Annotated in this window: 17 protein-coding genes; 7 read left to right on the top strand and 10 right to left on the bottom strand. The window is 49.4% G+C overall.

The genetic code is table 11. From position 1 onward, the window contains the following. The first annotated feature begins 36 nt into the window (after positions 1–36). From IEY24_RS26520 to IEY24_RS26510, 3 genes are read left to right on the top strand one after another with little or no spacing between them, the layout of a single operon-like run. Positions 37–3,906 (top strand): trifunctional MMPL family transporter/lysophospholipid acyltransferase/class I SAM-dependent methyltransferase, encoded by a 3,870-nt coding sequence (locus IEY24_RS26520; protein ID WP_188938186.1) that lies wholly within the window; start codon positions 37–39, stop codon positions 3,904–3,906. A gap of 22 nt (positions 3,907–3,928) precedes the next feature. Beyond that, positions 3,929–5,461 (top strand): phytoene desaturase family protein, encoded by a 1,533-nt coding sequence (locus IEY24_RS26515; protein ID WP_188938184.1) that lies wholly within the window; start codon positions 3,929–3,931, stop codon positions 5,459–5,461. Positions 5,462–5,463: 2 nt separating this feature from the next. Then, positions 5,464–6,708 carry an NAD(P)/FAD-dependent oxidoreductase gene (locus IEY24_RS26510; protein WP_188938181.1) on the top strand — a complete coding sequence of 415 codons (1,245 nt, stop codon included), beginning with the start codon at positions 5,464–5,466 and terminating at the stop codon, positions 6,706–6,708. A gap of 6 nt (positions 6,709–6,714) precedes the next feature. Here IEY24_RS26510 and IEY24_RS26505 read toward each other — a convergent pair whose 3' ends face one another. Together IEY24_RS26505 and IEY24_RS26500 are read right to left on the bottom strand one after the other, a co-directional pair. Then, the gene (locus IEY24_RS26505) at positions 6,715–7,758 is read right to left on the bottom strand and encodes a beta-ketoacyl synthase chain length factor (protein ID WP_188938174.1); all 1,044 of its coding nucleotides are present in this window, start codon (positions 7,756–7,758) and stop codon (positions 6,715–6,717) included. A gap of 71 nt (positions 7,759–7,829) precedes the next feature. Further along, positions 7,830–9,461 (bottom strand): glycerol-3-phosphate dehydrogenase/oxidase, encoded by a 1,632-nt coding sequence (locus IEY24_RS26500; protein WP_188938171.1) that lies wholly within the window; start codon positions 9,459–9,461, stop codon positions 7,830–7,832. Positions 9,462–9,660: 199 nt separating this feature from the next. Between IEY24_RS26500 and lysM the strand changes: the two genes are divergently transcribed. After that, the gene (gene lysM / locus IEY24_RS26495) at positions 9,661–10,128 is read left to right on the top strand and encodes a peptidoglycan-binding protein LysM (protein ID WP_188938163.1); all 468 of its coding nucleotides are present in this window, start codon (positions 9,661–9,663) and stop codon (positions 10,126–10,128) included. Between the two features lie 103 nt (positions 10,129–10,231). Here the strand turns inward: lysM and rplI are convergent, their stop codons facing one another. From rplI to IEY24_RS26475, 4 genes are all read right to left on the bottom strand, one after another. Next, positions 10,232–10,678 carry a 50S ribosomal protein L9 gene (gene rplI / locus IEY24_RS26490; RefSeq protein ID WP_188938160.1) on the bottom strand — a complete coding sequence of 149 codons (447 nt, stop codon included), beginning with the start codon at positions 10,676–10,678 and terminating at the stop codon, positions 10,232–10,234. Positions 10,679–10,698: 20 nt separating this feature from the next. Then, positions 10,699–10,950, bottom strand: a complete 252-nt coding sequence (rpsR, locus tag IEY24_RS26485) for a 30S ribosomal protein S18 (protein WP_015811483.1) — start codon at positions 10,948–10,950, stop codon at positions 10,699–10,701. A 3-nt stretch (positions 10,951–10,953) separates the two neighbouring features. Next, a complete protein-coding gene (gene rpsF / locus IEY24_RS26480; RefSeq protein ID WP_188938157.1) occupies positions 10,954–11,334 on the bottom strand; it encodes a 30S ribosomal protein S6 in 381 nt (126 codons plus the stop codon). Between the two features lie 131 nt (positions 11,335–11,465). Continuing rightward, positions 11,466–12,407: a DUF8428 domain-containing protein gene (locus IEY24_RS26475; RefSeq protein WP_188938154.1), complete on the bottom strand. Its 942-nt coding sequence runs from the start codon at positions 12,405–12,407 to the stop codon at positions 11,466–11,468. Between the two features lie 140 nt (positions 12,408–12,547). On the opposite strand from IEY24_RS26475, the gene IEY24_RS26470 reads away from it, so the two are divergent. Further along, positions 12,548–13,210, top strand: a complete 663-nt coding sequence (locus IEY24_RS26470; protein WP_188938151.1) for a YggS family pyridoxal phosphate-dependent enzyme — start codon at positions 12,548–12,550, stop codon at positions 13,208–13,210. Here IEY24_RS26470 and IEY24_RS26465 read toward each other — a convergent pair. Beyond that, the gene (locus IEY24_RS26465) at positions 13,202–14,275 is read right to left on the bottom strand and encodes a glycosyltransferase family 9 protein (RefSeq protein WP_188938140.1); all 1,074 of its coding nucleotides are present in this window, start codon (positions 14,273–14,275) and stop codon (positions 13,202–13,204) included. The genes IEY24_RS26470 and IEY24_RS26465 overlap by 9 nt on opposite strands. 191 nt (positions 14,276–14,466) lie before the next feature. Here IEY24_RS26465 and IEY24_RS26460 point away from each other — a divergent pair, with 191 nt between their 5' ends. After that, the gene (locus IEY24_RS26460) at positions 14,467–14,844 is read left to right on the top strand and encodes a DUF423 domain-containing protein (protein WP_188938138.1); all 378 of its coding nucleotides are present in this window, start codon (positions 14,467–14,469) and stop codon (positions 14,842–14,844) included. A gap of 53 nt (positions 14,845–14,897) precedes the next feature. Here the strand turns inward: IEY24_RS26460 and rodA are convergent, their stop codons facing one another. The 3 genes from rodA to IEY24_RS26445 all read right to left on the bottom strand — a co-directional run bounded on the left by rodA (position 14,898) and on the right by IEY24_RS26445 (position 19,890). Then, positions 14,898–16,181 carry a rod shape-determining protein RodA gene (gene rodA, locus IEY24_RS26455; RefSeq protein ID WP_188938135.1) on the bottom strand — a complete coding sequence of 428 codons (1,284 nt, stop codon included), beginning with the start codon at positions 16,179–16,181 and terminating at the stop codon, positions 14,898–14,900. Between the two features lie 22 nt (positions 16,182–16,203). Beyond that, entirely contained in the window at positions 16,204–18,201 is a 1,998-nt protein-coding gene (locus IEY24_RS26450; protein ID WP_188938133.1) for a penicillin-binding transpeptidase domain-containing protein, read from the bottom strand. A gap of 120 nt (positions 18,202–18,321) precedes the next feature. Beyond that, complete coding sequence (locus IEY24_RS26445) at positions 18,322–19,890, bottom strand: NFACT RNA binding domain-containing protein (RefSeq protein WP_188938131.1); 1,569 nt, start codon at positions 19,888–19,890, stop codon at positions 18,322–18,324. 181 nt (positions 19,891–20,071) lie between these two features. Between IEY24_RS26445 and IEY24_RS26440 the strand changes: the two genes are divergently transcribed. Further along, positions 20,072–20,290, top strand: a complete 219-nt coding sequence (locus IEY24_RS26440; protein WP_498068174.1) for a DUF8507 family protein — start codon at positions 20,072–20,074, stop codon at positions 20,288–20,290. The last annotated feature ends 12 nt before the right edge of the window (positions 20,291–20,302 follow it).

Here is a 20,302-nt window from a genome sequence, read left to right as displayed (position 1 = left end):
CACTAAATTTGTCGCACATTCACGTTTCCCCTGTCAATGCTAGGAGATTTACTATTAAGGCTAAACAAATTCCTGTCGAGTCACAAATCCGCGTTTTTTGTTAGCCTGCTCGTCATTGTCAGTATTCTCCTGGCCGGCATTGCGCGGCTAAAAGTAACCGAAAGTATTTTCGCGACCTTGCCGAAAGGCAAAAGCTTCGAGGAGTTCAACCGGTTGGTGGAAAGTAAAAACATCATCAACCAAATTGTGTTTTCAATCGAAGTGTCCCCGGAAACCGATGCCGACGCCGCACGGGAGATGGCCGGAAATTTCACCGATTCGCTGGGCCGATATACCAACGGCTACGTCCGCAATATCCAGGCCGAGCGCCCCAATGTCCAGGAAGATGTGTACCAATATGTTTACGGTCACTTTCCGGTACTCGTCGAACCATCCTATTATCAGCACATTCAATCACGCATCGCACCCGACTCGATCCGCGCGTCGGTGGCAGCTACCTATAATCAGCTGCTTACACCCGGAGGCTCATTCCTGAAACAATTTGTGCTGAACGACCCGCTCGGCATTACCGGAAAGTATTTCAAAGAGCTCAATGCCGCCAACAATTCCAGCGCAATGGTAATGGACGACGGTATTATGTTCACTGCCGACCGTAAAAACATGCTCATTTTCGCTTCCACCAGCTTCGATTCAGGCAGTTCTGACAAGAATGTGGCGCTTTTCGAGCTCATGGAGGCATTCAAATCCAAATGGAACCGTCAGCACCGGTATAATAAATTCTCCTATTTCGGCACGTTCGAAATCGCGGCGCGGAACGCAATACAGGTAAAGCAGGACTCTTATTTCACGTCATTTCTCGCGTTGGCGGGCATTCTCGCCCTCCTGATCGCCTATTATCGTAAGCTGCTTATACCTATTTATATTACGATGCCCGGGATTTTCGGCGCATTGTTCGCATTGGGCGTTATCGGCTATATCCGACCGGAGATTTCCGGCATTTCCCTCGCTACGGGCGCGGTGATTTTCGGCATCCTGCTCGATTACGCATTCCACTTTTTCACACACCTTCGCCATACCCATTCCATTCCCGTCGCCATCAAGGAAGTAAGCGGCCCGCTGCTGACAGGCAGTTTTACGACGGTAATGGCTTTCAGCGCGTTGCATTTCGCCAATTCTACGGTCTTACAGGATTTCGGACTATTTGCGTCGCTGGCGCTTTTCGGCGCGGCGCTTTTCACGCTCACCGCATTACCGGTAATCCTCTCTTCTACCCGTTTCGATATTCAAAAAATCCCCGGGGAACACGGCTCGTTCCGCATTCCGACCATTCCCGATAAATGGCGTGGTGCTACATTGGCCGGGGTCGCGGTCCTGACAGTGGTTTTCCTCTACTTTTCGACCGGTACTGAATTCGACGCTAGTTTTGAAAACCTCAGCATTCAGGATCCCGAACTGAGCGGCCGTGAAGAAGCACTTACGGGCATTAATCCCCGCAAACAGAAACGGATCTACGTTTTCGCCTCCGATTCGCGCCGTGCCGTGGCGGAACAGGTAAACCACGACGCCTATCAAAAACTAGCCGCATTGCGCAGTGAAGGCCGCATCAGCAGCTTTGTCTCTTCGGGCTCTCTGCTCATTCCGCAGGAGCTCAAACGCGAGCGCATGCGCCGCTGGCAGGAATTCTGGACGCCCGGCCGGACCGACTCTACCTTTCGCGTCCTGAACCAGGCCGCGGCAAAAAACGGTTTCAATGCCTATGCATTCAATGATTTCAAAGGCTGGATCACCGGGCGGGGCACTTCCAATGTCTCGCTGGATACGCTTTTCAACGAGTTGGGCGTCGATAACCTGATCGATATCAAATCCTCGGGGACCACTTTCATTTCCACCGTGGTAGTGGACCAGGCCAAACTGACGGACGTTAAGAAAGAACTGCGGGCCATTCAAGGCGTCGAGCTGTTCGATCGCGGCGAACTCGCGGGAGAGTTGCTAACGATGGTGAAAGACGATTTCAACTACCTGTTATTGATTTCCGCCTCCATCGTTTTCTTCACATTACTGATCGTTTACGGGCGCATCGAGCTCACATTGCTATCATTCCTGCCGATGGTGATCAGCTGGATCTGGATCCTGGGCATTGCGGCCATTCTTGGCATTAAATTCAACTTCGTGAATGTGATCGTTACCACATTCATATTCGGCCTGGGCGACGATTTCAGCATTTTCGTTACCGACGGCCTTTTGAGTAAATACAAATCCGGCAAGGACACGCTCCGCTCCTACCAGGCCGCTATTGCATTATCAGCGACGACGACATTAATAGGTACCGGTGTATTGATTTTTGCCAAACACCCGGCCATCCATTCGATTTCGCTCATCAGCGTGCTGGGGATTGTCTGTATCCTGTTCATATCGTTCGTATTTCAGCCGGTCCTCTTCGATTTTTTTGTACAAAAACGCATTGCCAAAAAGAAAGCGCCGGTCACGATGTTACCTTTTCTGATCAGTCTTTCGAGCTTTACCTATTTCCTTTCGGGCTGCCTGTTTTTGCATTCCAAATTGGTAACCATTCTTTTGCTACCGATGTCGAAGAAGAAAAAGAAGGCGGCGATCAACAACTCGCTTTCTTTTTATGCCAAAACGGTGATCTACTCAGGCCCGCACGTGAAGAAGAATATCTCCGGCCGCGAAAACCTTGATATGAACAAGCCGGTGATCTTTATCGCCAACCATACCTCGTTCCTTGACATACTCCTAGGGATTATGCTCCACCCGAAAATCGTGTTAATGGTTAAAGGCTGGGTGTACAAATCACCGTTTTTCGGTCCTATAATTCGTTATGCGGGTTATGTGTACAGCGAAGACGGCCCGGAGGAAAATATTGAGAAAGTGAGGGCATTGGTGGCCGAGGGTTATTCCATCCTCATTTTTCCGGAAGGCACACGGTCGGAGGACGGTACCATCGCGCGGTTCCACAAAGGGGCATTCTACCTCGCCGAGCAACTAAACCTCGACATTCAGTCCATATTGCTTCACGGTGCACACGATGTGCTGCCCAAAAACGACTTCCTCATACGCCCGGGCGCGCTCAACGTGCGCGTCCTCCCGCGCATTACGTACGCAGATGCGCAATGGGGCGCGACGCTGCGCGACAAAACGAAGCAAATCGCTGCATTCTTCAAACAGGAATTCGCCGCCTTCAAATATGAAATGGAGGACACCACTTATTTGAAACACAAGATCTTCACCAATTATGTGTTCAAAGGGCCCGTCCTGGAATGGTATTTTAAAATAAAATGGCGATTAGAAAGCAAGAACTTCACCTACTACAATCAGCTGATCGGCGATCGGAAACGTATTCTCGACATCGGTTGCGGGTATGGTTACCTTTCGTTTTTCCTGTATTACAAAAATGAAGAGAGGCTGATCACCGGCATCGATTACGACGAAGAAAAGATTGAAATCGCAGAAAACAGCTATAACAAAACCGGTAATGTGCGGTTTGTAGCCCAGGATATTATGGCGGCGGACCTTGGCACACAAGACGTGATCTTTTTAAATGACGTCCTACATTATTTATCCAGGGAAAAACAGCTTATTTTGCTCGATCGGTGCGCCGCGGCCCTCGCGCCGGGCGGGTTGCTTTTTATCCGCGACGGCATTACCGACCTGACCGCCAAACACCAGAATACCCAAAAAACAGAAGCATTATCGACAGGCCTGTTCGCATTCAACCGGAAAACCGATGAGTTCCATTTCTTTTCATCCCAGGACATCCGCGACTTCTCGGATCGGTATGGTTTTGGTTATGAAATGAAGGAGCACTCGGCAAATACGTCCAATGTTCTTTTTGTGCTGCGCAAACCTTGCATGCCGCCAGCACTTACTACGCCGATTACTAACTAGCATTTCTCCATTAACTATTTAAATGCAAACTTCCGCCGTGCAAAAGGAATACGATTTTGTGATTGTTGGAAGCGGACTCGGTGGTCTGGCTTGTGCCAACATTCTTGCGATGGAAGGTTACAGTGTGGTAGTGCTGGAAAAAAACCACCAGATCGGCGGGCATTTGCAGGTTTACAGCCGTGACAAAAGCATTTTCGACACGGGCGTCCATTATGTGGGCAGCCTGGACGAGGGCGAAAACCTTTATCAGTTCTTCAAATATTTCGGGATTCTCGACAAGCTGAAACTGAAACGTCTCGACGAAGATCAGTTCGACCTTATCCGCTTCGACGACGGCTGCGAGTACGCCTATGCTCAGGGGCTGGATGCTTTTGAACGAAAAATGGTCTCCTATTTCCCCGATGAAAAGAAGGCTATCCGGGCCTATTGCGAAAAGGTGGTCGAAGTTTGTTCTAAATTCCCGCTTTATAACCTTGAAACATCCGGTGAAAGCTATCTGGCGGACGAAAACATATTGAGCCTCAATGCACACGACTATATTGCATCGCTTACGGACAACGTCAGGCTGCAAAATGTGCTGGCGGGCAACAACCTTTTATATGCAGGTGTAAAACAAAAAACACCGTTCTACGTACACGCGCTGATCGTGAAAAGCTACCTGACGGGTGCCTACAAGTTCGTGGACGGCGGTTCGCAGATCGCCATTCAGTTCAGCCGGGCGTTACGACAGCATGGCGGGGAGATTTTAAAACACAAAAAGGTGACAGCAGCCAATTATGACGAAAAGGGACGCATCACCGAGGTAGTCTGCGAAAACGGCGAAACTTTCCGCGGTAAGGAATTTATTTCCAACGTCCACCCGGCCGTTACGATCGACATTTTCGGCCAGGAGCGCTTTTTGGGTGTTTATAAAAACCGCGTACAGGCCCTGGAAAACAGCATTTCCACTTTCCTGGTACATATTTCATTCCAGGAAAACAGCTTTAAATACCTTAATTACAACATATATCAGCACCACAGCGACGATGTTTGGGAGGGTATCGAGTACGACAAAACCACCTGGCCGCAAACCTACTTCATTTGCACGCCGTACATTTCAAAAAAAGGGGAATATGCCGATTCGATGTCGATCATGTGCTATATGGATGCCTCCGAAACGGCTGAATGGGCTGGAACGTGCAGCACCGTAGCCGAACCCGGTAAGCGCGACGCGGAATACGCGCAGTTCAAAAAAGACAAGGAAGCCAAGGTGATTGCAAGGCTGGAAACCGTTTTCCCGGGCATTTCGGCCAAAATAAAAGCGGTACACAGCGCTTCGCCGCTCACATTCCGGGACTATATCGGCAATGGAAACGGAACCATGTACGGGATTATCAAAGACTCCACCTCGCCGATGAAGACGCGAATCAACACCCGCACCAAAATTCCTAACCTGCATTTGACCGGCCAGAATGTGTCCCTGCACGGAATTTTAGGGGTGACCGTCAGCGCATTTGTAACATGCTTCTCATTTGTAGATAAAGAAAAACTCATTCAAAAAGTAAAAAACGCCTGAATATGCAAACTGTCGATGTGCTGGTGATCGGCGCCGGCCCTGCCGGAACTGTCGCGGCTTCTTACCTGAAAAACCAGGGTTACGACGTCACGATCCTGGAAAAAGAAAAATTCCCCCGGTTTCAAATCGGAGAAAGCCTCCTGCCGTGCTGTATGGAGCATCTCACAGAAGCCGGCCTGCGCGAAGCCATTGAGCCATTAAATTTCCAGAAAAAAACGGGAGCGGCTTTTATGCGTGGCGAAAAACGCTGCGAGTTCCTCTTTGAAGACCAGTTTACCAAAGGCTGGACCTGGACCTGGCAGGTAAAACGGGCCGATTTTGACAACAGGCTAGCCGAGGCAACGCGCGCTAAGGGTGTGGATGTAAACTTCGAATGCGAGGTTATCGCGGTACAATGCGGCCCTGAAAAACAGGTCGTAGACTATAAGGATGCCGAAGGCAACCAGCACCGCATCGAGGCTAAATTCATCATCGATTCGAGCGGTTACGGGCGTGTGTTGCCAAGGCTTTTTGATTTGAGCAAACCTTCATCATTTACCCCCCGGGGCGCTGTATTCTCGCATTTGGAAGATAAGAACCGTACTGAAACGGCAAGCAACAACATATTTGTGCATTCGTTCGACAACAACAAGTCGTGGATCTGGGCGATTCCGTTCTCGGATGGCTCGACGTCCGTCGGCATTGTGGGCGACAGGGAAAAAATCGAAGGGTTGGCTGAAAACGATGGTGAGAAATATAAAGAATTTGTCCGCAATTTCGAGGACCTTAACGGCCGCTTCGCCGATTCTCAGTTTAAATTCGAGCCGCGGGCGATTTTAGGTTATTCGATCGGCGTGACGAAAATGGCGGGGGAAGGTTTTGTGCTTTCGGGCAACAGTACCGAGTTCCTGGACCCGATTTTCTCTTCCGGCGTGACATTTGCAACCGCCTCCGGCCTGCTTTCCGCAAAAATGACGCACAAGCATTTGCAAGGCGAGGCCGTCGACTGGAAGAAGGACTATGAAGACGTGATTCAGAAAGGTATCGACGTATTCCGCAGCTATGTGAGCGGCTGGTATACCGGCGATTTTCAGACCATTGTATTTGCAAAACACATCGACGAAGACATTAAGCGGCAAATTTGTTCGGTACTTGCGGGCTACGTCTGGGACCAGACCAACCCGTTTGTAAAAAAGCACGACACCATCCTGCCCACACTCGCAAAGGTGATTAAAATGAAAGAAAAAGCCGAAGAGGCAGGCTCCTGACGCTTATCAGGAACCGAGTAATATAAACCCGTGCTGCGAAGCTTTGTAATGATTGTAAATCAGGATATGCTTCGGAGTGCGGGTATTTTTTTGCGCCCACACACATGCGTCGGGTACATACTTGCCCGCGATCGCCTGCACGCCCATCCATGTCGCGAAGGCGGAGCCCGTAGGATAATCGCCCACCATATTTTTGTAGGTGTAGCAATTACTTTCTTCGAACAATGCTTTTTGAAGATTGAAATACCAGTGATCGGAGCGGTTGTCGCCGCTGATTCCCAGGATTACCGCATCGATATCCGCCGGCTGCAAGTTGTTGCGTTGCAAAAAGGCACTTACTATCGGGGCAAGTTCCTTTTCGGTGAGGTTATTGCTTTGAAATACGTCTTTTATCTGCGCCAGGCTGGCTTCCGAACGTTCCGCATTAACCAGGAACATCGCTGCGCCCTCACCATTGGCTGAGCCAGGGGAATCGAGCGTAAGCAAGTTTTCTGACGTGAAATGGCCGGTTTTGAAAGAGCCCGCCAGCAGGTCGATATGATGGTTATAGTCTGAAATCTCTTCAATACTGCCTATTAGGAACGTATTACCACGCTTTTCTTCCAACAGCAGCATGGTATCCAGCAATGCGGCTTCAAACGCAAGGCCTTTGTGTACATGCGTCGTGTTGTAGCCGGTTGTTTTGCTCATCAATGCGAGGTTACCTGCTACGGCATTCGGCGTACTTTGTACAAAGTTGGTTGGAGTAAGCGTGCCCTCGTCATAGTCGACGATCTGGTTCAGGAATTTCAGACAATCTTCGAGACCACCGTTCGCAGTGCCGAGGACAATTCCTTCAACCTGTGCATGCTGAATGAGCGGGAGGCCGGCTCCTACTCCCATTCTTACGGCCTTACCCATTCTACGGAGCAGGCCCGCGGGAATGAGTTGACCGTAGACAGGTTCAACGGCAATGTACCTGTCGCCTTCATGCACCTTAATATCGCCTTCGAAAAAAGCATTGTCAAACGTGCGCTGGGGCGATATGCAGGCTGAATCGGTAATATACATTCTTAAAGTTAAGTCCTGGGTGGTTGCGGCAAACGATTTGCGGCAAACGATTTGCGGCAAACGATTTGCGGCTATCGGGCATCGGAGATAAACTTCCCGATCTCAGTGGCGTACGCACCAGCGTACCCTGCTTTTTCCTCCTCTGTCCAGTTCAGCTCGCGTGCCATTAAATCGACAACAACGGGCAAGGAGTTTAAGGTTTCATCCCAATTGGTAATTTCCAGGCGGATACGGCGTGCCAGGAAGTCGCGCGGTGTGACAACCATTTCATTTCGAACCGTATACACCACTTCGGCACGGATATAGGGATATTCCGGGCTGAGCCTTTCTTTCAGTTGCGCATCTTCCCGCGCGAGCGACGCTACCAGGTGGGCGCGTGAACCATACTTGCGCACGAGATGTCGCGAAATGTCTTCGGGCAACGCATACTGCCCCTGAATATCCTGCCAGCTTCCCGCTTTGTAATTTTCGCCGCCAGCCAATATGTAATCAGCTGTTTTACACGCGTGAGCGTCGCCCAGGATTTTGTCGACCTCGTCGATCGTGTCTTTGGCCATCAGACGGTAGGTCGTCCATTTGCCGCCGAGCAGGCTGATCAAACCCGAAGTTTCATCGACCTCCACCTCATGATCGCGCACGAGACTTTTGGTCGATTTGGACGGATCGGCTGCCAGCAAGGGCCGCAATCCACCGAAACCGGCCCTGAGTTGGTTGGGGTCAATCGGTTTGGCCAGATAGGGGTTCAATGTGGCGGCCAGGTATTCCCTTTCCTTCCGGTTAAGTGTCGGTTCGGTATCGATTTCGTCACATTCCGTATCCGTAGTCCCGATCATCGTCGAGCCTTCGAACGGAATCGCGAACACGACGCGTCCGTCGGAGGTTTTAGGGATCAGCATCGCATATTCGCTGTTCAGCGTGTTGTGGGGTAATGCTAGGTGCACGCCCTTGCTCGGGCGGATACGTTCGCTCAACGCTGCGTTGGCCATCAGCCTGATATGGTCTGAAAACGGGCCGGTGCAATTGATTACCAGCTTCGCGCGGATCGTCAATTCATTCTCGCTCAGCGCGTCAGTAGTTTGTACGGCGTTCAGCTTACCATTTCCGTCTTTTTCAAACCCATTCACTTCCAGATAATTGGCAACCGCGGCGCCGTTCTCCGAGGCCGACTGCGCCAGCGCGAGGCAATACCGCGCGTCGTCGAGCTGGCCGTCGTAGTAGAGTACTCCGCTATGGAGTTTTTTCCGGTCAAGCGTCGGGATTTTTTCCAGTACTTCCTTTTTATTGAGCCATTTGCTTTTGGGCAATGTATCATTAGTAGCAAACGTGTCATAGAGCGACAGTCCTATCTTAAAATACAAACCTTCAAACCACGAGTTGACCGGCGTCATCAGCGCGAGCGGGCGCGCAAGGTGCGGCGCATTTTTCAACACAGTGTGTCGTTCTTCCAAGCCATGGCGGACCTGTTTGAGCTGGGCGAAGTCGAGTTTCTTAAATGCCTGTTCCAAATAGCGGACGCCGCCGTGGATGAGCTTTGTGGAGCGGGAGGATGTTTCGGAAGCGAAGTCCTTTTTGTCGATCAGGGCTACCTTATATCCCCTCAGAACCGCATCCAAGGCGCATCCCGCCCCGCTGGCACCTCCGCCGATGATACAGATATCGAACAATTCATTTTGTAACCTGGCAAGCGATGTGGTGCGGTTCATTGATACTTAATGCAGATTCAGCGTAGTTGAGACCAATTGCAAAAGTACAAAGTTGCGCCCGGAAAAACCCATATTATCAAATCAATATACATTGGCTATTTTGGTATAATAATTGCATCTTACCGGTAGGAAAGTTAACATTACCGGTATCTTTCATGTACAAACTCAAAATCTATTCATTCATTAAAATCTCACAAACATGGGCTTAATTTCTTTTATTAAAGGTGTTGGAGAAAAAGTATTTGGTGGTAAGGATGCTCCCGCAGCCGCTCCTACCCCGGAAGCGGAACCGCTGCGTGCCAGCGCATTGCTCGCGCACGTGAAAGCGCTAGGGCTTGCCTACAACAACCTGAGCGTCAAAACATCGGGCGACACCGTTACCCTCGAAGGCGAAGTGGCTAAACAGGCTGACGCCGAGAAAATCGCATTGGCAGTAGGTAATGTCGAAGGTGTAGGCGTTGTTGACAACCGCCTTAGTGTAGCCACCCCGGAGCCGGAAGCGACTTATCATACCGTCGTAAAAGGCGATACCCTATCCAAAATCGCCCAAACCGTTTACGGCGACATGATGAAGTACCCGGTCATCTTCGAAGCCAACAAGCCTATGCTGAAAGATCCCGATCTGATTTATCCGGGACAGGTGCTGCGCATTCCGGCGTTGAAGTGATAATGACCGCCGCCGACTGCCGATATGAGATCGGCGGTCAGCGGCGGTCAAAAAAAAGGACGGCCCTCACAGGTCGTCCTTTTTTCATGCATTTTCGAAACGCTTAGTCTTCCGCTGCAACTACGTTCAGGGTAACTTTATGTTTCACTTCTTTGTGAAGGTCGATCAATGCGGAGTAAGAACCGATTGATTTCACGTCATCAACCGTAATTTTCTTACGATCGATTTCGAAGCCCTTCGCTTTCAGGATGTCTGATACCTGTGTGTTGGTAACACGTCCGAAGATACGGCCGCTTTCGCCTACCACAGTTTTGATATCGATTGTCAGGTCGCCGATTGCAGTTGCGATGTCCTCTGCGTCTTTTTTCAGCTTCTCAGCTTTGTGCGCAGCCTGACGTACGTTTTCAGTAACGATCTTGCGGTTGGAGGCATTTGCCAGCAACGCAAAACCCTGAGGGATCAGGTAGTTACGACCGTAACCTGCTTTCACAGTCACGATATCGTTCTTGTAACCTACCCCTGCTATATCTGTTAAAAGTATGATTTCCATTTTTGTAGCTCTTTACTGTATTATTTCAATTGGTCAGCAACAAACGGCAACAGTGCCAGGTGACGTGCTCTTTTGATTGCCTGCGACACTTTGCGCTGATATTTCAGGCTTGTACCTGTAAGGCGGCGCGGAAGGATCTTACCTTGCTCGTTTACAAGTTTCAAAAGGAAATCAGGATTCTTGTAATCGATGTATTTGATGCCTGCTTTTTTGAAACGGCAGTATTTTTTGCGGTTAATGTTTTTTTCAACCGGCTCGTTTACGAGTGACATAGCTTATGCGTTTTCGGTTTTTGATTCAGTTGCTTCTTCTTTCTTTCTGCCTACCAGACCCTTACGTTTCTTCTCGTTGTAAGCAATTGAATGCTTATCCAGGGCGATAGTCATAAAACGCAAAACGCGCTCGTCACGACGGAACTCGGTTTCCAAAACATCCACTACGTTTCCTTCGCTCGCAGTATATTCTACTACGTGATAGAAACCAGAGTTTTTCTTTTGGATAGGGTAGGCCAGCTTGCGCAATCCCCAGTTTTCTTCATGTACAATCTTCGCACCGTTTGAGGTGATGATTGTCGTGAATTTTTCAACGGCGTCCTTTGCCTGGGCCTCAGACAAAATGGGAGTTAGAATGAACACCGTTTCATATTGCTTAGACATACGGTAATTGGTTATTGTATGATAAATTAAAAACCCCATTCTGACGGAATCATCAAAATGAGGGTGCAAAAATAGGGCTTGAAATTTAAAATTCCAAGCCCTTCAATGACTTAACCTAAACTTGCCGCCGATTATTTCACCGTGAAATCGCCCTGACCGATCTTGAAGCCTTCGCTGTAAAGCTCGATCGCGTATTTGCCGTCTTTCATCGGGATACCACCGCGGCCGTAGAAAATGTCGACCGACTGACCTGTATTCGTAAAGCTCACGGTTTGTTTAGAGCTGTAAATCAATTCCCTGCCATTGAATATAAATGAACCCGAACCCGTTGCCATATCCGACAGCACAGCGCCGTCCGGATCGAGCACACGCAGGTAAATCTCTTTTTCATTCTGTTTTGCAACCGCATTCTCGGCCAGTTTGAAGTTCACTCTCAGCTTATCGATACGCTTGGCCTTGTATTTGCCGCCCTCGCGCTCTTTGCCTTTTGCAGAAACTGCATTGACGTTCACATTTTCAGCATGGAGTGCAGAAGCCAGCGTTACTTTTTCGGCAAGCTCCTTGTTCTGAGCGGAATAAGTCGTTACAGAGTCTGCCAGCACTTGCTTTTCCGTTTCTAAACCGGTCACTTTCTGGTTCAGCTCTTCATTTTTTGTGGTAGCAATACCTAACTCTTGTTTCAAACGGGCAATTTCACCGTCTTTTTCAGACAATACCGATTCGTAGTTCTTGATCTTCTGATTGTAATTCGCAGCAGAGTACGTATTGGCGTTCTTAAGTTCCTTCTTATCCTTTTCAAGTTGTGCTTTCAACGCCACAAGCGAATCCACGCTTCCGCCCAATTTCTGGATTTCAGCAATTTTAATATCAAGCTCTGTGGAAATGGAGTCCAGTTTGGTTTTTATCGAAAGAACCTCCTCGGTTTTGGCGGTAATGATCTCGTCCTTTGCGAGGTTTTCTTGCTTTTCGTGGTATATAAAGTACACAAGCACCAAATTAAGCAACAGCAAAACGGCCAATGCAGCCCATAGGAGAGTTTTTCTGTCTTGCTTTTGTTCCTGGTTGTAGTCCATACAGAAGGTTAAATTTTGAATTTCGTTGGTAAAAGAAGTATGTTTTTTTCAATTTTGAAATACGCAAACCGCGATTTATAGCGTCCGGTCAATAAATTCTTGAATTAACGACCTAATTATCAATTTTTTAGTCACCCCTCATGCCTTCCATAGCCGACAATCTGGCCCAGATAGAACAAGAATTACTTAAAGACACACGTCTGGTCGCGGTTACAAAAACCAAACCAACCAGCTTGCTGACCGAAGCCTACGCGGCCGGCGCAAGACTGTTTGGCGAGAATAAAGTGCAGGAAATGGTGGCAAAATATGAAGAGCTGCCCAAGGACATCGAATGGCACATGATCGGGCATTTACAGACCAACAAGGTCAAATACATGGCCCCGTTTGTAAGCCTGGTGCATTCGGTCGATAGTTTTAAACTGCTCAAAGAAATCAATAAGGAAGCCAAAAAGAACGACCGGGTAATCGACTGCCTTTTGCAAATCTACATCGCCCGTGAAGAAACCAAGTTCGGCCTTTCGGAAGAAGAAGCATTGGAAATCATCACTTCCGCCGAACTTGCAGCATTAACCAATATCAGGGTCGTCGGACTAATGGGTATGGCCTCCAACACGGATGACCTGAATGTGGTAAGGCTTGAATTCCGCGGGTTAAAAAACACCTTTGAATCGTTCAAAAGCCACGAAAACGGGCAGGTCACCATGCGAGAGCTCTCGATGGGCATGAGTGGCGATTACCTCATCGCACAGGAAGAGGGCAGCACGCTTGTACGCGTCGGAAGCGCTATTTTCGGCTCACGATAGCACCTTAGGCGCATTATCCGCGCTCTTTTCCAGCACCGATTTCACCTGTTCGCGTACAAATTCGAACGGAAGCTGCGCACAGGGCAACCCTGCCTGCCTTACCAGCAACGCATTCTCCTGCCGACCATATCTGCCCGAATAGGGATTGTAATTCTGGAAGTTATTGAGGGCTCCCATCAATATAATCCCGAACGTCCCGGTAGCATTGCCCAAATGCGACGGCCCGCTGTCGAGCCCGATGAAGAACGAAGCACGACGGATCACCTCGGCCGTTTCGAGAATGCTCAATTGGCCGCACAAGTTACGGTATGCCGGTGTTTTGATAGTCAGGTTACTTTCCAGACCGATTTCAACCAACTGATAATTATATTGTTCCGCTATCCAGTGCACGAGTTGGCTCCAACGATCGGCCGGCCAGTCTTTGGGCTCGTAATTCGAGCGGCAATGCATTACAATGTATTTTTCGGGCAAACCGAGGCTGTCGGCTTTTGCTTTGTGGGCAGGTTGCAAATATAGCCTTGGCGCATCATCGGCCGGAAAGGTTGCTTTTGGCGCGATCAGACCACCGGTCTGGGCAAACACCTCAAGCAGGTTTCCATAATCAAAATAATTGAAAACATTAATGTCCCGCTTCAATGCGACAGGGTTTTCAGTAAACACCTGGCATGTGGGGCAATGGTTATTGTTCCTGAATTGGAGCTCAAAAACATGATCGAACACATTGGCTTCCATCAATACACGCCGCTCCGTCACACAGAATTCTTTAAAAACCTCATCTACATTGGGATTATGGCTGACAAGCTCCGCAAAACCGGGTTTTACAAACCAGACAATGTGTGCGCCGGGATGTTGCTCCCGCACATAGCGCGAGATCGGCTCGGCAGCCACAATATCCCCGAAATGTTCTGTACGAATGATGGCGATCAGTTCCTGACCTTTTTTCAGCCTCCGTTTCACGCCCCGGAAATGCGCCCTGGCCTGGCGGCCTTTTAAATGCGCCTTTACAATGTGTGTGTATTTATGATAGCGGTGCGTCCACAGCTGAATGAAGCGTTCTATGGTCATTGTCGAGTCTTTTCCACGATGAGCGGCATTCCAAAATACCATTCCAAAGCGCGCAAGTTAATAAAATTGCCATAAAGAGTTGGTCGCGCCTGCGCCCGCCACTAACTTTACCACGCTGATTTGCCTGGATTCTATTGAACGGTAAATGGCATTCCCTACAATTTAACCAATACTTAATACCGGTTTACGATATGAAATTCATGATACAGGCAGGCGGCATACTCGGCGCGCTGGCGGTCGCCCTCGGGGCATTCGGCGCACATGCATTGAAAGGAATGCTGGAAGCCTCCGGCCGCACCGAAACGTTTGAAACTGCTGTGAAATATCAGTTTTATCACGCGCTCGCGATGGTGCTCGTGGGCATACTCATGCAACGCGCGGGCGAGGACGCGGCGAGAATACTCGGCTGGTCGGGCAACGCATTTGCGGTGGGCGTGATCATCTTTTCCGGATCGCTGTATGCGATCTGCTTCACAGGCATCACCAAATTCGGTGCTACGGCCCCGATCGGCGGGCTAGCGCTGATCGTAGGTTGGGTATTGCTGATCGTGGCGGCAGGTAAATTTTGAATGACTGAATGATTGAATGACTGAATAAAAAACTATTCGGTCATTCACTCATTTTAACCCCTCGATAACGTAAACGGACGTTGTGCGTCGATTTTCAAGAAAATAAAAAGAAGTACCGAAAACGACCACAACGACGACCCGCCATAGCTGAAAAACGGCAATGGAATACCGATAACAGGCATCAGTCCGATGGTCATCCCTACGTTGACCAAAAAATGGAAGAAAATAATACCCGCCACACAATACCCGTACACTCGGGCAAAGCGGCTACGCTGTCGTTCAGCAAGCACTACAAGCCTGGATATCAATGCGATAAAAAGAAACACCACAACAGCGGTACCCAAAAAACCATGCTCCTCTCCCACTGTACAGAAAATAAAGTCGGTACTCTGCTCGGGTACAAAGTCGAATTTGGTTTGAGTTCCCTGTAAAAAGCCTTTTCCGGTAATGCCGCCGGAACCGATCGCGATCTTGGACTGGATTACGTTCCAGCCAATGCCGCGCGGGTCGGAATCCGGGTCGAGAAGTACCATAATGCGGCCTCTCTGGTGTTTTTGAAGCACATTATTCATAAAGAAATCTACCCCGAATACAATCCCTATCATCGCAAAAGCAACGATGATCGTGGCCCATAGCCCTCCGCGACGGCGCGTCATGACCGGCATCAGCCAGATCACCAGCCCGGCGATCACGATGATCGCCCCGGCAATGTACCATTTTACAAAAAGTAGGGTAATGATCAGCAAAGCCGCGCCGATGATCCCGATCGCGGGAATGAAACCAGGCATTCCTTCGCGGTATAGCACGATCGCGAATGAGGCAAACACCAGCATGGAACCCGTCTCATTCGACAACAGAATGAGGAATGCGGGCAATGCAAGAATCCCCATGATCGGGTAGTAATCCTTCAATTTCCGGTTAAGGCTGATCGCCGGATCGCTCAGGTATTTGGAAATCGCCAGGCTCACCGCCAACTTCGAAAACTCGGCCGGTTGCAATGAAATGCCACCCAATTTGATCCAGGAGCGCGACCCATTGATGTTTGAACCCGCAAATAGCACCACCACCAGCAGGAATATGACCACGGCGTATATGACAAAAGAAAACGTCTCGTAAAACTTGTAGTCGATCACGAGGATACAGATGATCAGCAATGCCGCCGTTCCGATCCACATCAGCTGCTTTCCGGCATTGTTCGACAGGTCGAACATGCTGGTTTGCGTTTCGGGGTTGTAGACGGCGGCATAGATATTCAACCAGCCAATCATCAGGCAAGCGATATATATCAGCACCACCATCCAGTCTACATTCTTGGTAATCGGCTTGCTTTCAGCCATTTCAATATCGATTTTTAAATTCTTAAAGTGCTTTTTGCTGGCTTTGCTTCGGCAGGATTGCCGTCACCGGTTTCCGCATGGCGGCCGGGTTAGCCGGGTGCGGTGCGCCTGGCAGGCGATTGGCAGGATCGTTCGGGTCGCCGGTCGGTTTCTTTACCTCCTCGGCCTTCTTCTTCGTTTCGGTTTCGCCCGGCTTCTTCGTAGTCGGCAACACCACCTTGCTCATCAGGTCGAGTTTCATCATCCGCTCTTCCAGCGCTTTATTAGTCACCTTGCGCGACAGGTATTTTTCAATGATCAAGTTGGCAATAGGCGCCGCCGCCGAACCACCCGCGCCTGCATTCTCCACAAACACGGCGATCGCGATCTTCGGATCGTCCACCGGTGCAAATGCGATAAAAATCGAGTGGTCGTCCCCGCGCTTGTTCTGCGAAGTACCGGTTTTGCCCGCAATTGAAATGCCTTCCACGCGAGAGCGGCGTGCGGTACCGGCTTCTACGGCCCCGATCATCCCTTCGATCACCGGCTCGAAATTGTGTGGTTCCACGCCGGTTTCATGCTTTTCAAGAAATTCCGGCTTCACGCTCTTCTTGTCACCCACACCGTGGATCACGTGCGGAGTGTAGAAATATCCGCGGTTCGCGATAATAGCGGCCACATTGGCCATTTTCAAAGGCGTGATGAGCAATTCCCCTTCGCCGATGCTGAGCGAGTAAATATTCGAGAACTTCCAGCGGTACTCTCCGTAAAAGCGGTCGTAGTATTTTTTATCAGGCAAATTCCCCTTGTACTCGCTCGGCAAATCGATCCCGAGCCGCTGCCCGATCCCGAATTTCGCGATGTCGTCGTGCCAGGCGTCCAAGCCCACAGCCGAAGCTTTGAAGGTGTTTTTGATGTTGTTTTTATAGATCAACCTTCTGAATACATTGTAAAAATAGGGATTACAGGAATGCGTCACCCCGAGCGCCACTGTACTCGTCGCAGGGTGGTTATGGCATCCTACCGGGCAGTTTGCATGGGTAAAACCGCTTCCGGGTGTAATCACCCCCTCCTGCAAACCAATCAGCGCCTGGATCAGTTTGAATGTAGAACCCGGACGATAACTCGCCATAACCGGCCGGTTGAACAGCGGTTTGTACGGGTTACGCGCCAGTGCGGCAAAGTTTTTGGAAAAATAGCGGCTCGCCAGGCTGTTCGGATCGTACGTCGGGGCAGAAACCATGGAAATGATCTGGCCCGTTTTCGGCTCTATCGCCACCACGCTCCCCACTTTGTTGAGCATAAGGCTGTCCGCATATTGTTGCACTTCCAGGTCCAGACCGGTATAGAGGTTCTCCCCCGCCACAGCCATCGTATCGAGTTCTCCGTTTTTCCAGGGGCCCTTGTACACGCCGGCTACGTTTTGCATGACAAACTTCGTCCCTCTTTTCCCCCTCAGCTCGTTTTCATAAATGCGCTCCACGCCGCTTTGGCCGATATAATCACCCTGGCGGTAATAGGGTTCTTCCTGCTTGTCGAGCTGACCTTTCGTGATCTCGCTCACATACCCGAGCGTATTCGCAAGCGTAGGCGCAGTATACGTGCGCAACGAGCTTTTGGCAAACTCAAAACCGGAATAGTCGACCATAATGTCCTGGATCGACGCGAAATCCTCTTTGGAAAGTTGCCGCAGGAACAGCGACGGTTTCACGCGGCTATATGCACTGGCCGCGGACATGAGACTGTCGAAATCGCGCCGTTGGATGCCCAAAACCTGGCAAAAACGTAACGTATCGTCCATTCTCACCTTGTAAGGCGTCACAAGAAGGTCATAAACGGGAGTATTGTATACGATCAGCTTCCCGTAGCGATCGTAGATCTGCCCGCGGAAAGGAATTTCGGTAACACGTTTGATGGAATTGCTGGAAGACTCAATGGAATAGCTCTCATCAAGCACCTGGAGGTAGAAAAGTCGTAATAAGTATATAACACCTACTAATGCAATAAATCCAATGATAACAAATCGACGACTTTCGAGCATTCTGCACTAAAATTCCGGTTCTCAAATTTCTCACGAAGTTCGCAATAGCAAAAGATTATTCAAAGGGAGATTTCGGTTAATAAATAATAAAAACTTCATTTTTAGGACACTTATCCTCGGCTACTCCCCTTTTGCCACGACCATCACAATATCCTCCTTGTCGATCAGCACCAGGCCGTCGGGCAGGCCTTTCGGCTTGCGGACGAATTTTTTCGGCGTCACGATCACCGGGCATAGCGAATCGTTCTTGCGTTTTGAGAAAAAAGCAGCCAGTTCCGCCGCCCGTTCTATCACCGGTGACGGGAATTTCTTCCCGGGTTGGTTCTTCACCACCACGTGCGAGCCGGTCACGTCCTTAGCGTGCAGCCAAAGATCTTCCTTATGCGCCTGCTTGGTCAACAAATCGCTGTTCTTCGCATTGCGTCCGATCAGGATCGTGTAGCCCATAAAATCGAGGCGCTTGAAAATTTCGTCGATGGCCGGTCCTGCATTACCCTGTTCCAGTTTGTTGGCTTTGATATAAGCGCGCAGGTCGCGCAGGAATTCGATACTTTCGATGTGTTCGAGATGCTCCTGCAACTGTTTCCGGTCCATTTCCCGTGCGGCAAGGCTGTCGTTGAGCCGGTCTATTTCAATCTTTTCATTCTTGGCCTTGCGGTAATACCCTTCCGCATTTCGCTGCGCGGAAAGATCCTTTTTCAATTTAATGGTAATGGGCTGATCGCGGTAGAAATCATAAAGTTCCACTTTCTCCGCCCGCTCGGGAATGATGTGCAGATTGGCCATGATAATATTGGCCAGCTCGTCATTTTTCGTCGCAGTTTCCAGATCGACCAGTTTCTGGAAGGTATTTTCGAGATAATTGTCTGTTTGCTGAATGCGTTTTCTTAACAATCTCACAATATCCGCCTTTTCCTTATCCAGTCCGCTCAACCGAATGTAAGCCAGGTAGTAGGCATTCAACGCTTCGATCGGATCGTGCAGAACCTGTGTAATTTCTCCAGTTTCAAAAAGCGTCAGCGCCGGGATATTTTCAATTCTGGTAATATAGAAAACCGATGATTCAAATTCCTGCAATACCGCCTGTACAATCACCCAGCGCTCCGCAAGGTCGTCCTTCCCCTCCAACTTACCGGAAAGGTATTTATTCGCCACCTTCCCGAACGTCGGGAAAAGCGCTTCAAAACGCCCCCCATTTGCTACAAACGCCTCCCACGACTGATCGATATCACGGTTCAGCGACGCTACCGTCAGGCTGCGGTCCGTGGCAAGTTTGTTGTTGAAAAGCTGGGTCACCTCACCGTCCTCATTCAATGCAACAAAATTGGAGCGATTCCCGAAGAGTTTGAATATCAAATCCCTGCCGCTTTCGAAATGCAGTTGAATAGCCCTTTCGTTTTTACAGACCTTCACAAAAACCACTTTATCCTCCGCAAAATCAGCGAAAAGATTCACGCTGTTCCTCCGCGCCCGGTCAAAGCGCTCGGGGAAGCTGAGGCAGGAGAAATTATTTGTTAAAGTGGCCTTAATGAAGAAGGGTTTCACCAGCTCTTCGCCTTGTGTTTCCTCCGCAAAGACAATGATCAGCTCGTCCTTCTGCTGGCTGAATGCCTCCACGAAGCGCTTCCCAGCCAGTTCGGCATCCAGGCGCGGGGCTAGTTGTTTGAGGAAATGGTAATTCTGGTGCACTGGTTAATCTGGATTGTATTTTGGGCAAATGTAGGGAGGAATGGAGCAAGGAGGAAAGTTCCCGGCGCTTATTCCGAGTCACTTGGTCATCAATGCCTGCCGATGGAGAGTTTTTGAGGGGGTGTGAACAATGTATCGCTAAAACATTGTTAAGTTGTAACAACATTACTGAGCAAAGAATATGGAACCGACTACTAAACTTAATTCCATGCAGTTGTTTATGATCAAACTATTTGAAAAACAACTGAATCCTAACCAGGAGGAGGAAATCAAAGAGTTGCTTACAGATTATTTTGCGAAGCAGATAGATCAGGAAATGGAGCAGATTTGGGAGAAAAAAGGGCTCTCACAGCAAGATTTGAACCGAGCCCTCGAAGAGCATAAGCGCACACATTATTAAGATCATAAAACA

It is taken from the genome of Dyadobacter endophyticus (genome assembly GCF_014641595.1).
In the GTDB taxonomy this organism is placed as follows: Bacteria; Bacteroidota; Bacteroidia; order Cytophagales; family Spirosomataceae; genus Dyadobacter; species Dyadobacter endophyticus.
This window is presented reverse-complemented; position numbering and strand designations above follow the sequence as displayed.

Excerpts from the sequence above, each read along its gene's own strand:
- IEY24_RS26500 (WP_188938171.1), bottom strand. The coding sequence starts at position 9,461 with ATGAACCGCACCACATCGCTTGCCAGGTTACAAAATGAATTGTTCGAT.
- IEY24_RS26520 (WP_188938186.1), top strand. The coding sequence starts at position 37 with ATGCTAGGAGATTTACTATTAAGGCTAAACAAATTCCTGTCGAGTCAC.
- IEY24_RS26465 (WP_188938140.1), bottom strand. The coding sequence starts at position 14,275 with ATGACCATAGAACGCTTCATTCAGCTGTGGACGCACCGCTATCATAAA.
- IEY24_RS26470 (WP_188938151.1), top strand. The coding sequence starts at position 12,548 with ATGCCTTCCATAGCCGACAATCTGGCCCAGATAGAACAAGAATTACTT.
- IEY24_RS26440 (WP_498068174.1), top strand. The coding sequence starts at position 20,072 with ATGGAACCGACTACTAAACTTAATTCCATGCAGTTGTTTATGATCAAA.
- rodA (WP_188938135.1), bottom strand. The coding sequence starts at position 16,181 with ATGGCTGAAAGCAAGCCGATTACCAAGAATGTAGACTGGATGGTGGTG.
- IEY24_RS26505 (WP_188938174.1), bottom strand. The coding sequence starts at position 7,758 with ATGTATATTACCGATTCAGCCTGCATATCGCCCCAGCGCACGTTTGAC.
- IEY24_RS26515 (WP_188938184.1), top strand. The coding sequence starts at position 3,929 with ATGCAAACTTCCGCCGTGCAAAAGGAATACGATTTTGTGATTGTTGGA.
- rplI (WP_188938160.1), bottom strand. The coding sequence starts at position 10,678 with ATGGAAATCATACTTTTAACAGATATAGCAGGGGTAGGTTACAAGAAC.
- rpsF (WP_188938157.1), bottom strand. The coding sequence starts at position 11,334 with ATGTCTAAGCAATATGAAACGGTGTTCATTCTAACTCCCATTTTGTCT.
- lysM (WP_188938163.1), top strand. The coding sequence starts at position 9,661 with ATGGGCTTAATTTCTTTTATTAAAGGTGTTGGAGAAAAAGTATTTGGT.
- IEY24_RS26450 (WP_188938133.1), bottom strand. The coding sequence starts at position 18,201 with ATGCTCGAAAGTCGTCGATTTGTTATCATTGGATTTATTGCATTAGTA.
- IEY24_RS26510 (WP_188938181.1), top strand. The coding sequence starts at position 5,464 with ATGCAAACTGTCGATGTGCTGGTGATCGGCGCCGGCCCTGCCGGAACT.
- IEY24_RS26460 (WP_188938138.1), top strand. The coding sequence starts at position 14,467 with ATGAAATTCATGATACAGGCAGGCGGCATACTCGGCGCGCTGGCGGTC.
- IEY24_RS26475 (WP_188938154.1), bottom strand. The coding sequence starts at position 12,407 with ATGGACTACAACCAGGAACAAAAGCAAGACAGAAAAACTCTCCTATGG.
- rpsR (WP_015811483.1), bottom strand. The coding sequence starts at position 10,950 with ATGTCACTCGTAAACGAGCCGGTTGAAAAAAACATTAACCGCAAAAAA.